This is a genomic window from Armatimonadota bacterium (assembly GCA_018268395.1).
GTDB lineage: Bacteria > Armatimonadota > Fimbriimonadia > Fimbriimonadales > Fimbriimonadaceae > JAEURO01.
This window is the reverse complement of the sequence record JAFDWQ010000003.1, coordinates 19,715-35,978: the sequence shown is the minus strand read 5'-3', so window position 1 is coordinate 35,978 and position 16,264 is coordinate 19,715. Positions and strand designations below refer to the sequence as shown.

Annotated in this window: 15 protein-coding genes; 6 read left to right on the top strand and 9 right to left on the bottom strand. The window is 63.6% G+C overall.

Translation table 11 applies throughout. From position 1 onward, the window contains the following. The first annotated feature begins 985 nt into the window (after positions 1–985). Positions 986–2,227 (top strand): Glu/Leu/Phe/Val dehydrogenase, encoded by a 1,242-nt coding sequence (locus tag JST30_05625; GenBank protein ID MBS1713799.1) that lies wholly within the window; start codon positions 986–988, stop codon positions 2,225–2,227. Between the two features lie 12 nt (positions 2,228–2,239). Here JST30_05625 and JST30_05620 read toward each other — a convergent pair whose 3' ends face one another. Genes JST30_05620 through JST30_05610 form a run of 3 tightly spaced genes read right to left on the bottom strand, consistent with a single transcriptional unit; the run spans position 2,240 to position 5,416 of the window. Beyond that, a complete protein-coding gene (locus JST30_05620) occupies positions 2,240–3,082 on the bottom strand; it encodes an ABC transporter ATP-binding protein (GenBank protein MBS1713798.1) in 843 nt (280 codons plus the stop codon). After that, positions 3,076–3,849, bottom strand: coding sequence for an ABC transporter permease subunit (locus tag JST30_05615; GenBank protein MBS1713797.1), 774 nt, complete (start codon positions 3,847–3,849; stop codon positions 3,076–3,078). The genes JST30_05620 and JST30_05615 overlap by 7 nt, the downstream gene beginning before the upstream one ends. Before the next feature lies 1 nt (position 3,850). Next, positions 3,851–5,416, bottom strand: coding sequence for an OmpA family protein (locus JST30_05610; GenBank protein ID MBS1713796.1), 1,566 nt, complete (start codon positions 5,414–5,416; stop codon positions 3,851–3,853). Positions 5,417–5,584: 168 nt separating this feature from the next. Here JST30_05610 and JST30_05605 point away from each other — a divergent pair, with 168 nt between their 5' ends. From JST30_05605 to atpD, 4 genes are all read left to right on the top strand, one after another. Beyond that, complete coding sequence (locus tag JST30_05605) at positions 5,585–5,860, top strand: hypothetical protein (protein ID MBS1713795.1); 276 nt, start codon at positions 5,585–5,587, stop codon at positions 5,858–5,860. 149 nt (positions 5,861–6,009) lie between these two features. Continuing rightward, positions 6,010–6,966 (top strand): GNAT family N-acetyltransferase, encoded by a 957-nt coding sequence (locus JST30_05600; protein MBS1713794.1) that lies wholly within the window; start codon positions 6,010–6,012, stop codon positions 6,964–6,966. 49 nt (positions 6,967–7,015) lie between these two features. Further along, positions 7,016–7,252 (top strand): hypothetical protein, encoded by a 237-nt coding sequence (locus JST30_05595; protein MBS1713793.1) that lies wholly within the window; start codon positions 7,016–7,018, stop codon positions 7,250–7,252. Positions 7,253–7,402: 150 nt separating this feature from the next. After that, positions 7,403–8,836 (top strand): F0F1 ATP synthase subunit beta, encoded by a 1,434-nt coding sequence (gene atpD, locus JST30_05590; protein ID MBS1713792.1) that lies wholly within the window; start codon positions 7,403–7,405, stop codon positions 8,834–8,836. An 81-nt stretch (positions 8,837–8,917) separates the two neighbouring features. On the opposite strand, the gene JST30_05585 is transcribed toward atpD, so the two are convergent. From JST30_05585 to JST30_05565, 5 genes are all read right to left on the bottom strand, one after another. Then, on the bottom strand, positions 8,918–9,337 hold the full coding sequence (locus JST30_05585; protein MBS1713791.1) for an Hsp20/alpha crystallin family protein: 420 nt from the start codon (positions 9,335–9,337) through the stop codon (positions 8,918–8,920). Between the two features lie 272 nt (positions 9,338–9,609). Beyond that, positions 9,610–10,206 (bottom strand): Crp/Fnr family transcriptional regulator, encoded by a 597-nt coding sequence (locus JST30_05580; protein ID MBS1713790.1) that lies wholly within the window; start codon positions 10,204–10,206, stop codon positions 9,610–9,612. A 124-nt stretch (positions 10,207–10,330) separates the two neighbouring features. Beyond that, positions 10,331–11,761: a hypothetical protein gene (locus JST30_05575; GenBank protein MBS1713789.1), complete on the bottom strand. Its 1,431-nt coding sequence runs from the start codon at positions 11,759–11,761 to the stop codon at positions 10,331–10,333. 67 nt (positions 11,762–11,828) lie between these two features. Continuing rightward, positions 11,829–13,223, bottom strand: a complete 1,395-nt coding sequence (locus tag JST30_05570; protein MBS1713788.1) for a cytochrome C — start codon at positions 13,221–13,223, stop codon at positions 11,829–11,831. Between the two features lie 57 nt (positions 13,224–13,280). Then, on the bottom strand, positions 13,281–14,069 hold the full coding sequence (locus tag JST30_05565) for a DUF5602 domain-containing protein (protein ID MBS1713787.1): 789 nt from the start codon (positions 14,067–14,069) through the stop codon (positions 13,281–13,283). Between the two features lie 201 nt (positions 14,070–14,270). On the opposite strand from JST30_05565, the gene JST30_05560 reads away from it, so the two are divergent. Then, entirely contained in the window at positions 14,271–15,011 is a 741-nt protein-coding gene (locus JST30_05560; GenBank protein MBS1713786.1) for a spondin domain-containing protein, read from the top strand. A 42-nt stretch (positions 15,012–15,053) separates the two neighbouring features. Here the strand turns inward: JST30_05560 and JST30_05555 are convergent, their stop codons facing one another. Continuing rightward, positions 15,054–16,190: a c-type cytochrome gene (locus tag JST30_05555; GenBank protein MBS1713785.1), complete on the bottom strand. Its 1,137-nt coding sequence runs from the start codon at positions 16,188–16,190 to the stop codon at positions 15,054–15,056. Between the last annotated feature and the right edge of the window lie 74 nt (positions 16,191–16,264).

Here is a 16,264-nt window from a genome sequence, read left to right as displayed (position 1 = left end):
GTCCGTCGGAAGGGAGGTCCCTCGGCCCCGCTCGGGATGACGTGCGAGCAGGGGCGGGGGGTCGGCGGTCGGGAGGGAGGGCCTGCGGCTCTGCTTGGGACGACGGGAGAGTGGGGGTGGGCTGTCGGAGGTCGGGAAGGTGGCCCCTCGGCTTCGCTCGGGATGACGTGCGAGCAGAGGCGGGACGTTGTACGTCGGAAGGGAGGTCCCCCGGCTCCGCTCGGGACGGCGTGGGAGCGGGGGTGGGCTGTCGGTGGTCGGGAGGGAGGTCCCTCGGCTTCGCTCGGGACGACGTGAGAGCGGTGGTGGGGCGTCGACGGTCAAGAGGGAGGTCCCTCGGCTCCGCTCGGGACGACGGGGGAGCGGGGGCGGGACGTTGTCCGATGGCGTCACGGACGCTCCGCGATCAGGAGGATCTGCTAAGAGTCGTCCCGAACAAGGTCCTCCCCTGCTTTCCCGATGCCCGTGCGGGACAGCGGGGGAGGTGGCAAGCGGAGGGATCGTGCCGCTTGACGGAGGGGGCGCGTCTCAGGGGGAACCCCCTCCGCCCTACGGGCACCTCCCCCGATGGCGGCACAAGCCATCCGCGATCAGGGGAGGACCTCATGCACGCTGATTTGTCCGAACGGCCGTACCACTCGTATGTCCGAACGGTCCCCTCTACCCGCTCCGCCCTGCGGGCACCTCCCCCGATGGCGGCACGAACCATCCGCGATCAGGGGAGGACCTCATGCACGCTGAATTGTCCGAACGGCCGTACCACTCGGATGTCCGAATGCCCCCTCTACCCCCTCCGCCCTGCGGGCACCTCCCCCGATGGCGGCACAAGGCATCCGCAATCAGGGGAGGACCTCATGCACACCCGAACCACCGGAGCAACCCGAACCCCCGAACCAATTCGATCCGTCCGAACCCCCGAACTCCCCCAAAGCTTCCCAAAAACCCCACGTTCACCGGCCGCGCGACAGGGGTAAAACCGGGGCGTATGTCGAACCCGTTTGCAACGGCGCAAGCGCAACTCGATGAGGCTGCTGCGCGTCTCAACCTCGACCCCTCCACCCACGAATTCCTCCGGTGGCCGATGCGCGAATACTGGGTGCGCATCCCCGTCCGGATGGACGACGGCCGGGTCAAGACCTTCCAAGGCTTCCGCGTCCAGTACAACGACGCGCGCGGGCCGGCCAAGGGCGGGATCCGTTGGCATCCGGAAGAGACGGTCGACACCGTCCGCGCCCTCGCCGCGTGGATGACGTGGAAGACGGCCGCGGTCGACATCCCGCTCGGGGGCGGAAAAGGCGGCGTGGTCTGCGACCCCAAGGCGATGTCGGCGGGCGAGAAAGAGCGCCTCGCGCGCGGCTTCATCCGACAGATCAGCAACGTCGTCGGCCCGGAGCGCGACGTCCCCGCACCGGACGTCTACACCGACCCGCAGATCATGGCGTGGATGATGGACGAATACGAAGCCATCCACGGCAAGCACCAGTCGGGGGTCATCACGGGCAAGCCGTTGAACGTCGGCGGGATCGCCGGTCGGGACGACGCCACCGCCCGCGGCGGCATGTATACGCTGCGCGAATGGGCGGCGACGGCGGGTTGCGACCTCGGCCAGGCGACGGCCGCGGTCCAAGGTTACGGCAACGCCGGCCAGCACGCGCACAGGCTGCTGGAGGAGATGTTCGGCACGACGGTGGTCGCGGCGAGCGACTCGAAAGGAGGCGTCTTCAGTCCGGACGGGCTGTGTTACAAGGACTTGGTCGCTTACAAGAACGCGACGGGTTCGGTCGTCGGCTTCCCCGGCACGACGCCGGTCACGAACGAAGAGCTGCTGGAGCTGGACGTCACCGTGCTGCTGCCAAGCGCGCTGGAGAACGTGATCACCGCCGAGAACGCGGGTCGATTGCGGTGCCAGGTCTCGGCGGAACTGGCCAACGGGCCGACGTCCCCGGAAGCCGACAAGATCCTGTACGAACGCGGGGTCTACGTGATCCCGGACTTCCTCTGCAACGCGGGCGGGGTGACGGTGTCCTGGATGGAGCAGGTGCAGAACGCGGCGCTCGACAAGTGGGACCGGGCGAAGGTCTACGGCAAGCTGGACGCGATCATGACCGAGGCGTTCCATTCGGTGCACAGCGTGCGCGAGAGCGGTTCGATGCACACGCGCCTGGCGGCGTACACGGTCTCCGTGCAGCGGGTCGCCGAAGCGTGCCACACCCGGGGTTGGGTGTAGGGGCCGCTCCGCTCAGACCGTGACGCGGACCTGACCGCCCGTGCCCGGCGTCGTCTTCAGCAGTCCGAGCAGCGACTGGCTGAGGGCGATGAAGTGCGGGTCGAAGGCGACGTTCGACGGCCTTGGCCGCGGGAAGGGGACGTTCACGTCCTGGATGATGTGGGCGGGCTTGGTCGAAAGGACGAGGATCCGGTCGGCGAGGAGGATGGCTTCCGTGATGTCGTGGGTGATGAACACCACCGTGTTCTTTTCCTCGGCCCAGAGGCTGAGGAGCATGGCTTGCATGTCCGTCCGGATGTTGGCGTCGAGGGCGCCGAACGGCTCGTCCATGAGGAGCACTTTGGGCTTGACGGCGAGGGCGCGGGCGATCGCCACCCGCTGTTGCATGCCTCCCGAGAGTTCGGAGGGCATCGCGTGGAGGCGGTCGCCGAGTCCGACCTTTTGAAGGTACGTCGTCGCGACCTCGGTCGCGTCCGCGCGCGTCGCCGGGTTCAGCTTGAGCCCGAACTCGACGTTGCCGAGCGCGCTGAGCCACGGGAAGCAGGTGTACGACTGGGGCACGGTGACGGCGTCGGGGCTGAGGTCTTCGACCTTTTTGCCGAAGATGTGGACCTCGCCTTTGTCGGGCTTCGTCAGTCCGGCGAGCATGCCAAGGATCGTGCTCTTGCCACAGCCCGAAGGGCCGAGGAGCGCGACGAACTCGCCGTCGGGCTTGTCGGGGACGACGAAGGACATGTCGTCGACGACGTGGAGGACTTCCGTGTCCTTGTTGTTCTTCACGGTGAAGGACTTGGAGACGCTGCGGAAGTCGATGGCGGGCGGTCGGGTGTCCGGACCGAACTGGGGGTCTACCATGCGAAGAACCTCTTCTTGACCGTCTGCATGATCCAGTCGGTCGCGGTGGAGACGAGCCCGATCAGGATCAATGTGGCGAAGACCTTGCCCGAGTCCTGTGTCCGGCTCCCGATGTTGAGCAGGTAGCCGAGGCCGATCTGTTCGACGTTGCTGTTGATGTATTCGGCGAGGACGATGTACGTCCACATGATGCCGTTGCAGACGGCGACGGCTTCCCAGATCTGGGGCAAGGCGCCTGGCACCAGCACCTTGGTCAAGACTTGCGTCTGGTTCGCGCCCATGTCGAGCGCGACGCGGACATAGTCCTCTCTCACGGAGGCGGCGGCGTTCTTGACGAGCACGATCATGTAGAAGATCGCGCCGAGGAAGAGGAAGACGATCTTCGCCTTCTCCTCCACCGAGAACCACAGGACGACGAGGCCGACGAGGCCCGTCGTGGGGACGCTCTTACCCGCACTGACGATCTTCCTGAGGACGGCGTCGACTTGAGGGAACGCGCCCATCAAGACGCCGATGGGGACTCCGATCGCCGTCACGAGGAGAAGGCTCAAGAGGACGCGGACGGTGCTGTTCTTGACCGCGTCGACCAACCATCCTTGCTTCGCGAACTCGCCCGCGCCCTCCCAGATGAGGGTCGGCGAGGGGAGGAACAGCGGCTTCACCGCTCCCGAATAGGTGATGGCGCACCACACGGCGACCACGACGAAGATCCCCGTAAGGCCGAGGGCGAAGTCGGACTGCGGTGAGAGCTTCCCCCGGACCTGCATGTCAGCGTTTGATCAGGACGACGTCCGTGCGGCGGTTGCGGGCGCGGCCTTCGGACGAGCCGTTGTCGGCGACGGGCTTGTACGGGCCGTTCCCCTTGGGGATGAACCTGTTGCGGTCGAAGCCGTACTTGCCGACGAGGTAACGGACGACGGAGGCGGCGCGCTTTTCGCTGAGCGCGACGTTCTGTCCCGCGTTCCCGACGTTGTCGGTGTTCCCCTCGACGCCGATGTAGGCGTTCGAGAACTCGTGGGCGGTCGTGGCGACCGAATCGAGCAGTTGTTTGGCGTTGTCGTCGAGCTGTGAGCTTCCGGTTTGGAAGTAAAGCGCGATCGGCTTGGTCGAGAGGGGCTTATGATCGGTGGTGGTCGGCGGCTTCGAGACCGGGAACTCTTCTTTCGGAGTCACGGACCGTTCTGCGCTGGGGATCGAGGCGAAGATCTGCCTCAGCATCTGGTCGCTTTTCGCGTCGGCCGGAGACATGCGCTGCCCGATATAGCCGAACTTGACCCAGGCGTCGCTCGCGTCTTTGAAGATCCTGTCGAACAGGGGCTCGGAGCCGTCGAGACCGAACATCTTGGCGTTGTCGGCAAGGTCGGCCCACTTGACGGTCGTGACGTTGTCCCTCGAGGTCTCGGGGCCGAGGTCTTTATAGAGCGGCATGTTGTCCATCATCAGCTGGACGACCTTGTCCAGGTTCCTGTTGGCGTCCTCCGTGCCTTCCATCCAACCTTGGATGAACGCCCGGATGACGTCCGGATGCTTGTCGATGAACTCCTGCCGCGCGATCATGAGGTCGGCGATCAGGTTCGCGGCGGTCTTGGACGAAACGAGGATCTTCGAGCCGGGCCGCTTGGCGAGCGCTTCGGCGACGTCGGGCTCCCATACGACGGCCGCGTCGACTTTCCCGGCGACGAAGTCGGCGCGGGCGTCAGGCGACGCGTTCTTCCCGACCAGGTTCTTGATGATCTTCGTCTGCTCGGCGTCTTCGAGGCTCGAGTTCCGGAGCATCGAGACAAGGAGCCAGTGCGACGGCGTGAACAGCGCCAGACTGATCTTCTTTCCGCGCAGGTCTTCGATCCGGTTGATGCTGCCGTCGACGACGATGGCGTCGCCGCCGCGCGACCAGTCGACCTGCATGACGGCCTTGGCGGGCGTCCCGCCCTTTCGGAAGCCGGGGCCTTCGTTCGCGAGGAAGTCCACCGTGGACCAGACGACGTCGACGTCGCCGTTAGCGAACGCTTTGGCGCGGACGTCGACGTCTTCCATCAGTTTGAATTCCACAAGGAGTTTGTGGTTCCGCCAATAGATGCAGTCTTTGTTGGGGGCGAACCCGTTGTTGGCGGTCACGCCGCCCATATAGCCGGGCCACGTGACGACCCCGACACGGAGCGGACGGTTCAGGATGCCTTGCTCGCCATCGACCTTGACGGTGCCGAAGCCGGCCGTGTTCGATCCCGGCCCTGACTTCGCCCCGCCTTGCGTCTCTTGGTACTTCATGGTGCCGAAAACGGCGGCGACGAGGACCATGAGGAAGATCAGGACCTTGCCTGGCGTCTTGAGTTTCATCGCAGTGTTCCGGCCCTGTCCGGCATCCGAACGGACTACGTTCGAGTCTACCTAAGGGCCCTCAGGAGAATACGTGGCACGACGTTGAAGGATGCGTCCCCACCCGGCACGGGGGCGTCGTACCGGTCCTGGAACTTCGGGCGGGCTTTGCGCGTCACCGGATGTACGATGTCCGCGACTTTGGCGATCGTGCCGATCCTCACGTTCCTTGCCACCCACAGGCCGGTCGTAGTGACTTGGCCGCCAGAAGCCCAGAGCGTCGTGAGAGGGTCTGAGTACGGCCCAGGCGTCAAGCGGCTGGATCCGGGGACCGTCAACCTGCCGTTGACCGTCGGCCCGACTCCGTGCGGCGCCTCACTGCGCCGACAATCGACCGTGTTCTGGTTCAAGACCGCGCCTTCGAAAGGTCCGGCCCGACCGGGCTCGCGGTCCGGCCGTGCGTGACAGGTATCATCGGTGCTTAGGCCCGTCACGGGCCCAGGAGGCGACCTCTATGGCGAACGTCAACGCTCCCGTCCCCTCCCCGACCTTGCGCTGAGGACGGCGCCCTGAAGGGTCGGGCGTTTTTCGACACGACCTCCTCTTCAGTATTCATGGACACACGACTTCAAAACGTCACGTTTCGCCCTTTGGCCGCCGCCTCGGACTACGACTCGGCCGCCCGACTTCGCAACCTCCACTTCTTCCAACGACCGATCAGTGGGGATCAGTTAGAAGAATCGATCGGTTATCACCCGCTCAGCGTCCGGGCCCGGCGCACCCTGATGAGTATCGACGGAGCCGACGTCGCCTATGCGTCGACCGTCGAGAACTACTGGATGAAGTCGGAATCCAGGTTCGAATTGTTCTGCACCGCGACCGACGCCGAGTCTTGGCACCGCCTTCTCGACCGACACATGACCATGGCCGTCGAGGACGGCGCCCGAAAGCTCTCGACATGGCAGCGCAGCGACCAGCCTGAAAAGCTCGCGTTGCTCACGGAGGACGGCTTCGTCGAGACGCAACGGAACCCTGAATCGTCGGTCGACGTGGAAGCGTTCGATCCGGCCCCCTACGCCAAGTTGATGCACGACGTCCGCCGACGGTACGACATCGTCGACTACGCCGCCTACGCCAAGACGGATCCCGAAGGTTGGCTGCACGAAGCTTGGCGGATCGAAATGGACGTCATGAGCGACGTCCCCCTGCCCGAACCTTTCGAAGAGACCCCGTTCGAGAGTTGGCGCAAGGAGACTCAGAGCCCCTCGGTCGACCAGCACGCCCTGTTCATCGCCCTCCTCGACGGCACTCCGGCGGGGATCTCCCAGCTCCTCCCGAACAAGATCGATCCCTCGGTCTGCAGCACGGGACTGACGGGCGTGCGGCGCGACCATCGACGGCAAGGGTTGGCGACCGCCCTCAAAGTAACGGGTTTGACATGGGCCCAAGGGCAAGGCATCAAGAGCGTTTGGACCGACAACGAAGATAGCAACCCGATGTACGCGTTGAACCAGGGACTCGGCTTCATCAAGCGCTTCGAATGGGTGTGCCTCGAAAAGGATGTCGGCTGAGGCCCTCGACGGCCCGCGCCCCTTGGCCCGGCCGGCGTCGTTTCAAGGCATGAGAAGCTTGACCGTACCGTTGGCCGAACTCGGACTCATCGCTGTGACGCGAGGCCTTTTGGGCGCGGGTCTAGGGTTCCTGACGGCGGACCGGATCGCCACGGGCCGCCGCCGGAACATGGGCAAGGCCCTGGTCGTAATCGGCGTCCTTTCTACGGTCCCGCTCTTGATCGACCTCTTTCACAAGCTCAAATCCGAGAACGAGGGCCGCTCGTCCGTCTGGGAGAAATCCTGACACGTTTCGACACGACGACGGGCCCGGGTTCGCCCGAGGCCCGATAGAGCCCTGGCACGACCCTGAAGGGCTCTGGACGTCCTCCCGGGCCTCGGCGGGCCCGACGGTATAATCCGCCCCTGAACCCCCTTCGAGAGGATCAATCCGCTTATGGCTTCCGCAGGCACCGTCGTCCAAGTCACCGGCCCCGTCGTCGACTGTCGCTTCCCCACCAACAACCTCCCCGAGATCTATAACGCGATCGAGATCAAGGACGAGAAGAACGGCATCGACCTGACCTGCGAAGTCGCGCAACACCTCGGAGACGACATGGTGCGCTGCGTCGCCCTCTCGAGCACCGACGGACTCCTGCGCGGACTGTCCGCCACCGACCTCGGAGCGCCGATCAGCGTCCCCGTCGGCGAGTGCACCCTGGGGCGCGTGTTCAACCTCCTCGGCAAGCCGATCGACAACGCCGGCCCGGTCGACGCGCCGAAGACCCTGCCGATCCACCGGACGCCGCCGTCGTTCGCCGAGCAGAGCGTCAAGGTCGAACTGCTCCAGACAGGCCTCAAAGTCATCGACCTTCTGATCCCGTTCAACAAGGGCGGCAAGATCGGGCTCTTCGGCGGTGCGGGCCTCGGAAAGACGGTCTTGATCCAGGAACTCATCCGCAACATCGCGGTCGAGGCCTCGGGCGTTTCCATGTTCGCAGGCGTCGGTGAACGGACCCGTGAAGGGAACGACCTCTGGCGCGAAATGAAGGAGACCACCTTCAAGGACACGGACGGATCCACAAAGCGCGTCATCGACAAGACCGCCATGGTCTTCGGCCAGATGAACGAGCCGCCCGGAGCCCGCCTCCGCGTCGCCCTCACGGCCCTTACGATGGCGGAGTACTTCCGTGACGAAGTCGGAAGCGACGTCTTGATCTTCGTCGACAACATTTTCCGCTTCGTCCAGGCCGGCTCCGAAGTGTCCGCGCTTCTCGGTCGTATGCCCAGCGCGGTCGGCTACCAGCCGACTCTGGCGACGGAGATGGGCTTCCTTCAGGAGCGCATCACGTCGACGAACAAAGGCTCGGTCACCTCGGTCCAAGCGGTCTACGTCCCGGCCGACGACCCCTCCGACCCCGCTCCCGCCACGACCTTCAGCCACCTTGACGCCTACGTCTATCTCGAACGTTCGATCGCTTCGAAGGGCCTTTATCCGGCCGTCGACCCGCTCAGCTCGACGTCGAAGAACCTCGACCCGCGCGTCGTCGGTGACGAACACTATGCCGTGGCCCGACAGGTGCAACAGACACTGCAGCGCTACAAAGAGCTTCAGGACATCATCGCGATCCTCGGCATCGACGAGCTCTCCGACGACGACAAGACGGTCGTCGCCCGCGCCCGCAAGATCGAGCGCTTCATGAGCCAGCCGAACTTCGTCGCTGAGCAGTTCACGGGCAACCCGGGACGGTACGTCACGATCGACGAGACCGTGGCCGCGTTCAAGGAACTGTGTTCGGGCAACCTCGACCATATCCCGGAGCAGGCCTTCCTCTACTGCGGCGGACTGGACGACGTCAACGAAAAAGCGAAGAAGCTCGCAGCCGTCTAAGTCTGACCGACCGACGGATACGACGAGAGCGAGAGGCAGCCGCCTCTCGCTCTCGTCGTACCGGACGGGCGCTCCGCAGGTCTATTTGACCGCGATCCGTTGCGGGTCCGGCTGCCGGACCTTCGGGATCCTCACATTCAGGACGCCGTCTCTGTATTCGGCACCGATCTGCTGTGGATCGACCTTGTCTTCGAGTCGGAACGAGCGGTAGAACGTGCCGAACGTCCGCTCCCTGCGGACATAGCCTTCGGACGTCTCCTCTTTGACCTCTTGGCGTTTGCCCTGGATCACCAGCGTGTCGCCCGTGAGATGCACGTCCAAGTCTTCCCTGTTCATTCCGGGAAGCTCGGCTTGGATCACGAATTCCTTCTCGTTCTCCTTGATGTCCACCGCCGGGTTCCATGTTCCGCGCGGCATCGTGGATGCGGGGAACACGTCCTCGATGAGGCTGCTCAACCGCTCGATCGGAGTCAGCGTCGAACTCGGAGTCTTAGGTGTCATTGTCTTGTCCTTCCCGTGCCGGGCATCGGGCGGGTCGACGGCCTTCAGGGTCGCGCCTTGTGCTCCGCGTTCGCTTGCGGAGGCAGGCCGGCGCCGAAGGGCGGACGTTCGGTCCGCGGCGGCCTGGCTTTTCTGCCGGCACGCCTTCATGATATCGACCTTTCCTGGCGCACCAAGTCGTCCCTTCGAACGACGGTCAAGGCAAGGGCCTTCGCGACCGTCGCAAGTGCATCAGGAAGCATCTCAGTGCCCGTTGTCGGCACATGGCGACGTCAATCGGCCAGAAGCGACTCAAGGGACGCCAGGTCCAAGACCGTGATCCACTGCTTGTCCGTCGTAACGGCGCCCTCCTTCTGCCAACGGCTCATGACGCGGATCGTCGATTCGACCGTCGTTCCCGCCATCTCGGAGAGGTCTTGACGCGTCAACGGTACCGTCAGCGTGACGCCTCGGTCCGATTCGCGGCCGTACGAGTCGAGCAAGATCAAGAGGATCGCCGCAACCCGCTGTTCGACTTTGTCCGACGTCATGCGCGCCATCATTTCGTGCGCCCGCCGCAACCGGGGCGCCAGCGAGCGGAACATCGTGTCCCTGAGGCCGGGGTTCGCATCATAGAGGTCGAGGAACGCCCGGGAGGGAACCTTGAGGTACCAGCAGTCGGTGACGGCGACGGCGTTCAAAGGATACGTCCGTCCTTCGAGGAGCACCATCAAGCCCAGGCATTGGCCCGGTCCGAGAAGTTCGACTGCGACCTCGTTCCCTTGTGGCGTCGTCCTCGTCATCTTGATGAAACCGCTTCCGATCACGGCCGCGAACTGGATCGGGGATCCGGCGAGCCAGATCAGTTCGCCTCGGCCCGCGTAGGACATGAAGCAGCTTCTTGCCAGCGCCTCCCGTTCTGTGTCCGATAACGGGTCGAGCGCCGAGCAAGAAGCCACGACGCCCATTACCGACGGTTTGTCCGGCGCACCTGCCGGACCGCTCACTCAAACCTCACACTCCGAAGGCTACCGCCTTGGAGCGGAACTTGACGAGTAAGGACAGCATGGGAACGGCCCAAAGCACGAGCCCGGTCAATTCGACGAAACCGGTCCAACCCATCGGACGGAAAGCCCAATGGCCGAAGTCCGTGCCGACTTCGAGGAAGACCCTCGCCGCGTTACCGACGTTCAGGAGGACGAACGTCGGCCATAGGGGCGACAGTTTCCTCTGGTCGAGTCCGGCCATGTTCGGCACCATCGTGGAACTGAACGCGATGATGGTCTGAGAAAGGAAGCCGACCGTAACAGCATGTCGCACGGCGCCGGTGTAAGCGTGGGAGAACGGCTGCCCCAAGACCTTAAGATAGAGGGGCTCCACGACCATCATGAATCCTGCGACCAACAGCCATCCAAAGGCGGCCCGCAAGAACTTATGGGTCCGCAACGGGCCACGGAAGGGGTCGAAGACTCCCGCCGAGTAGGTGACCAACAGAGCTCCGACGCAAAGCAACGTGCCGCCAAGCGCATAGAGCACGCCCGATCCCGGCTGGAGCCCGTTCCGGAACGCGCTGAGCCATCCAAGGTCTCGGGCGACCAGTCCGACCGTCCACATGACGAAGCCGGCCAATCCTGGCCCTTGGCGGGCTTCGACGGTTCCGAAGACCTCACGGAACCGGGACAGGCCGACACCGAACACCATCGAAGCGACGAATCCGAGGAACTGGGTCTCACGAAGCGGCGGGAACCACTCGGCGACAAAGAGGACAGATGCCCTCTTGTCCGGTTGGTGGGAAAGGGCGAACACGAAGGGTTCAGCCGCGGAAACGGCCAAGAGGCACCCGAGGGAGAAGAAGACGAAAAGGGTCGGCCACGTCATCGGCTTCTTCGGACCGAGCGTTTCGCCGCCCTGGACGAGTGCGAGGCTTGCCGTACCGTCCTGGATACGGGGTCGGTACCGGGTGACCGAAGTGTTGATCAGGAACAAACCGACGGCTGCGAACTGCAGCCAGCCGGACAGGACGCCAAGGGCGACCGCCCGGGGTGCTCCCTCCTGGGCTAGAGGTTCGGCCACAAACCGGAGCAAGACGCCGAGAGACATCAGACCGAGCGTCGCCCATGCAAGGAGATGGAACAACCGTTCCCTTGAGACCCTAGGTGCGTGCAGTTGGAGCGAGAAGCCCATGACGAAGAACCCGACCCAGCCGTAGAGCTGGGAATTCGCATGGGCGAGGACGTAGGGCGTCCAAGCGCTCGCCAGATAGGTGCCTTGGACCGAGATTCCGTACAGCGCGAGGGCTCCGAGCAGGCACCCGGCGGTGAGGACCGTCGTGATACCGCAGACGAAGAACGGTCTGAAGACCTCGACCTTCGCGCACGACCCAGATCGGGCGTTTTGCGCCCATCGACTGGCCTGTGAGAAACGGGGAACGCCACTGGCGGCCATAGTCCCATGATCGACTTCTGCCGGGCCACGGGACATGACCGCCGTCATAGGCGGGACTTTCTTCCAGTTAGCCCTTCTTCGACTTCTCCCGCATGTCCTTTTCGAGCCCCCGGATCTCGACGATGTCCGTCTTCATCGCGCTCCATCCGTACCAGAGCGCATAGTCGGGGTTCGCGTGGTACGTGCCCTGGAACGTCCGCATGCGGTGTTCGAGGAACATCGTCCACAGTTTCTGCTCGATCGGTGTCGGCGAGTCGTGGAACGCGAGCAGGTCTGGGAATGCGGCCGCGTAGTTTTCGGGCTTGGGAATGATCCCGTCATTGTACAGGCCCGCGACGATTCTGACGCCCTCCGCCATCAGTTTGTCCGCTTCCCGGATCATGCGGTCGCCCTTCTCGAGTTCGCCCTTCGCAAAGTTTTGCGAGTGGCATTTCGAGCAGATGCGGATCATCTTGTCCCGCTGGACCTGCCACTCTTCTTGGGTGAGACGAGCCGCGTCGACCGCCTTCACGGCATCGAGACGGGCCGTCGGCTTTCCGGTGGGATCGAGGACGCCCAGGCCTTGCAGGATGGTGACTTGGTCGGCCGCCCACTCTTTGTCTTCAGGTAACGGCAACCGGACGGCGAGGAAGCCCCAAGCGGTTTTGACGCCATGATGGCCTTCGTCCATATGGCAGGTCTGGCAGGTCGGAGCGGCCGTGTCCTCTGGGAGCTGGCCGTTCTGTTTGAGGCCGTTGCGGACCCCGTGCTTGCTCGCCGAGTACATCTCCCACTGAGGATGGTCGAACCCCATATGGCACGTCTGGCAGGCCTGCGGCTGCTTGGCCTCCTTGACCGAGAACGTGTGCCGGGTGTGGCAACTGTCGCAACTCGAGAGCCCGAAGATCGTCGACCCGCTCTTCGACATCTCCTTAATGTCCGCTTCGGACTTCACCCCGATCTTGTGGCATCCGCCGCAGCCCTTCAGGCCTTCCGTGAGCATCATCGGCTGATAGTGCGTCGTCGGCATGGCTTTCATGACGGTCCAAGCCTTCGAATGCTTGCCCTCCATGAACTGCTCGACCTGCTCGCCATGGCACTTGGCGCACGTCTGCGGAGTCGGGATTTTGGCATTGGCGGCGTCGGCAACGGTCTTGTGTTCGCTGCCGTGACAGTCGGAGCAGTCGACGGGCACGCCGCTATGCTTGCTGATCCTCCAGTCCGTGACGATCTTTGGCGTCGTCTTCTCGTGACACTTGACGCACGCGCTGTCCTGTCCGGCACTGCGATGGTTGGAAGCGGTCGCCGCCTTGGCTTCTGCTTTCACCGGCGTCGAAACGACGCCTGATCCGGCCGCGAAGAGAAGGACGGTGCCGAGTAGGCCGACGATGGCCGCAAAGCTGTTTCTCACCTTAAGTCCCTTGGCACGAAGGCCGTTTGGAGCATACGGTCTCCGCGACCGGAGCGGTATGACGGCCGTCATACCGCTCCGCAGCCAAGGTCTTTATACTGAGAACCCCTTTCAGGACGGGGCGTCGGATCAGCGCTTGATAAAGCCGCTGAACACGATCATGTACTCTTGTCGCTTCTTGTCAAAGGCGATGTGGTACTTGGTCGGAAAGGCCTTGCCCTTGAACGCGAACTTTTCGGGCTGGGGCAAGTCGATCGACACGTCAGGACTTGACTTCAGGTATTCCATCGTGACCATCGGCTCGATGAAGACGACTTTGCCGTCGTACGTCCCATAGATGAAGGTCTGGGTGAAGGGGCTGCCATGGAGCTCCGGCGTCTTGACGTCGACCCAGTGCGATCCCATGAAGGCGATCTCGCTTTCCGGGGCGTACATGAAGTCCTTCGGCAGGTAAGCAGCGTCCGGCTTCGTCTGGCACTTCTTGAGGTCTTCGCCCTTCGCGGTGATCTTCATCCGGTCCTTCGGCGAGATCATGTAAAAGTGGAAATCGAAGTGCGGGACGGTGTAGATCGGTGCAGGAATGTGACTCTTCGGGTTCCAGTCGACGGCCACATGGTCGAACGGTAGCATCGAAGCCTCCTTGGGAAGCTTCAACGTGAACTCATAGCCGTCTTCGCCGTTGTCGGGCTTTTCCGTCGGCAGCCCCTCCAGGGCCGTCGCGGTGAACGTGATGCCGATCGCCTCGGGCTTCTTGTCCTTATCGAGGCGCACCCAAGTCCGGACGGTACCGTTGCCCATGTCCATGACGTCGCCGACGATGCTGTTCCGGACTTGACCGCAGAACGGGCAGGCGACAGCGACGAGCGGAGCACTCAGGAACGCTGTCACTGCCGTTCGGAAGATCCCTTTAGTTGACATACGGGTGCATTATCACCCGCCCCACGGCGTGGATGCAACGTCCAAGCGACGCGTTCGGCCGGTGTGGACCCTACGCCCTCGACGGACACCGACAGGCAATGGGACTCAGTTTCTGCTTCGCGGGCGCTTCCGTGACACGTTCGACCTTGAGGCGGCGCTCTTGGGAAGTGGGGGTCACTGGGCCCCTGATCGGAGTGAACAATGAACACTTTCCGCCGACTGGCATCACTCACTTTCATCGCTTGCGCCGTCGCATCGAGCGCGGACACTTTCAAACTCACGGTCACGAACCACGGGCCCCAACCTCTGAGTCCGGTCTTCTTTTCGGCGGGCACCGCCGACTGGGACATCTTCACCGAGGGGGAAGCCGCATCAGCCGGGATCAAGGACATCGCCGAAGCGGGTGACGCCCGTACGATGGCCCGGCTTGCGGGACTGTCGCGAGGCAGTGTCACGTCCTTCGGAATCATCGGATCGTCGCCCCAGCGTTCGATGGAGACACGCTCGGTGTTCTTCGAAGCCGACGCCTTCCACGACCACTTTTCGTTCGCGACGATGCTCGGCAAGACGAACGACGGTTTCATCGGCGAAAGCGCCTCCACAGGAAACCTCCACCTCTATCAGAACGGCGTCGCCGCTGGATGGACGCTCGAAGTCACCGGATCCCGGGTCTGGGACGCCGGCACGGAAGTCAATACCCAGAACGGGATCGATTTGCCCTTTCGCGGGGGCCTTGGTAACCCCTTAGAGTACGACGTGATCGGTTTCCACCGAGGCATCGAGGCCGGCAAGGGCGACTCTTGGACCGAGATGCCGTCATGGAGCGACGCGACTCACTTAGCGACGGTCACGTTAACGGTCGTTCCTGAGCCGAGCACCGCCCTTCTCGTCCTCTTCGGCCTCGCTCCGGTCGTGACCAGACGGTCCAAGCGGCGTTCTTGAACAACTGCCGGGGCACGGGTTCCGTGCCCCGGCGACGGTCGCCTAGGGCGAGACGGGAGCGATCTTGACGAACGGGTCGCTGAAGCGCTTGTCAACGGCCAAGCTCTGGTCGGACAACGTCCGCAAGAAAGCGACCATGGCGTCGATTTCCTGAGGCGTCATGTTCAGCCTCCGGACACGCCCCTGCGGGTCGCGAAGGATGGGATCCAGGTCCGGATTGTCTTGGACGCCCGCATTGTAGAACTGGACGACCGCCCGCAGGTCGGGAAACCGTCCGTCGTGCATGTAAGGCGCCCGAAGGGCCGCGTTCCTCAGCGATGGGGACTTGAACCGGCCACCGCCTGGCGTGACGAGGTCGAGTCCGTTGTTCCGGGCCCGGTCGCTGATCTGGGCCGTCAGCGAGTGGCACCGGTCACATCCTCGGGCGATGTTGGGGAACCCGGGGACGGGTTGGAACAGCCTCATCCCCAAGAATTCCTGTTGCGTGAACACCGTATCGAAGTGAGGCACCCCGTTAGCGTCGATCGCCGAATCGAACTTGGAACGGTACGACACGATCGAGCGGACGAACTGCGCGAGCGCCTTGCTGATCCGTCCGGTCGTGACCTGTGCGTCACCGAAAGCGTCCTTGAACAGCTTCCCGTAATAGGGCGCGGCCTGGACGCGCTGGACCGCTTCACCGAGCGTCATGTCCATCTCGACGCTGTTCTGGATCGGCTGGAGCACTTGTTCTTCAAGACTCGCGGCCCGTTCGTCCCAGAAGAACCGGCCGTTGACGTAGTACCGCGAATTGGTGATCCCCATCGAATGGCGGGGCGTCAGTCCGCCGTAAAGGCCGGTGCTGAACCTGGCAGGGTCTGAGAACCCGTGAGACTGGCGGTGGCACGAGCCGCAGGAGACCGTGAAGTTCCTCGAGAGTCGTGTATCGTAGAAAAGCACTCGGCCGAGCGCCGCCCCAGCGTCCGTGACCGGATTGTCGGCGGGCGTGTTGTCTGCAGGCGCTACGCTCCCCAAGACGTTCGGGTCCCAAAAATAGCGCGGATACGGTTGACTGGCGTCGGCGTACCGATAGGGCGAGCCTGGCAACCTCGGAACGTGTCCCAGGTCTTGCACGGGCATGGCGTTCAGCAACCACGGAACGGCTGCGAACGCGCCGATCACGACGGTTCGGATCCTCATCTTCGGTTCTCCTCCAACGAAGAAGCAGGGCTTCTTCCGTGAGCGAGTTTGGCCGCCCCGTGTTTGGAAATTGT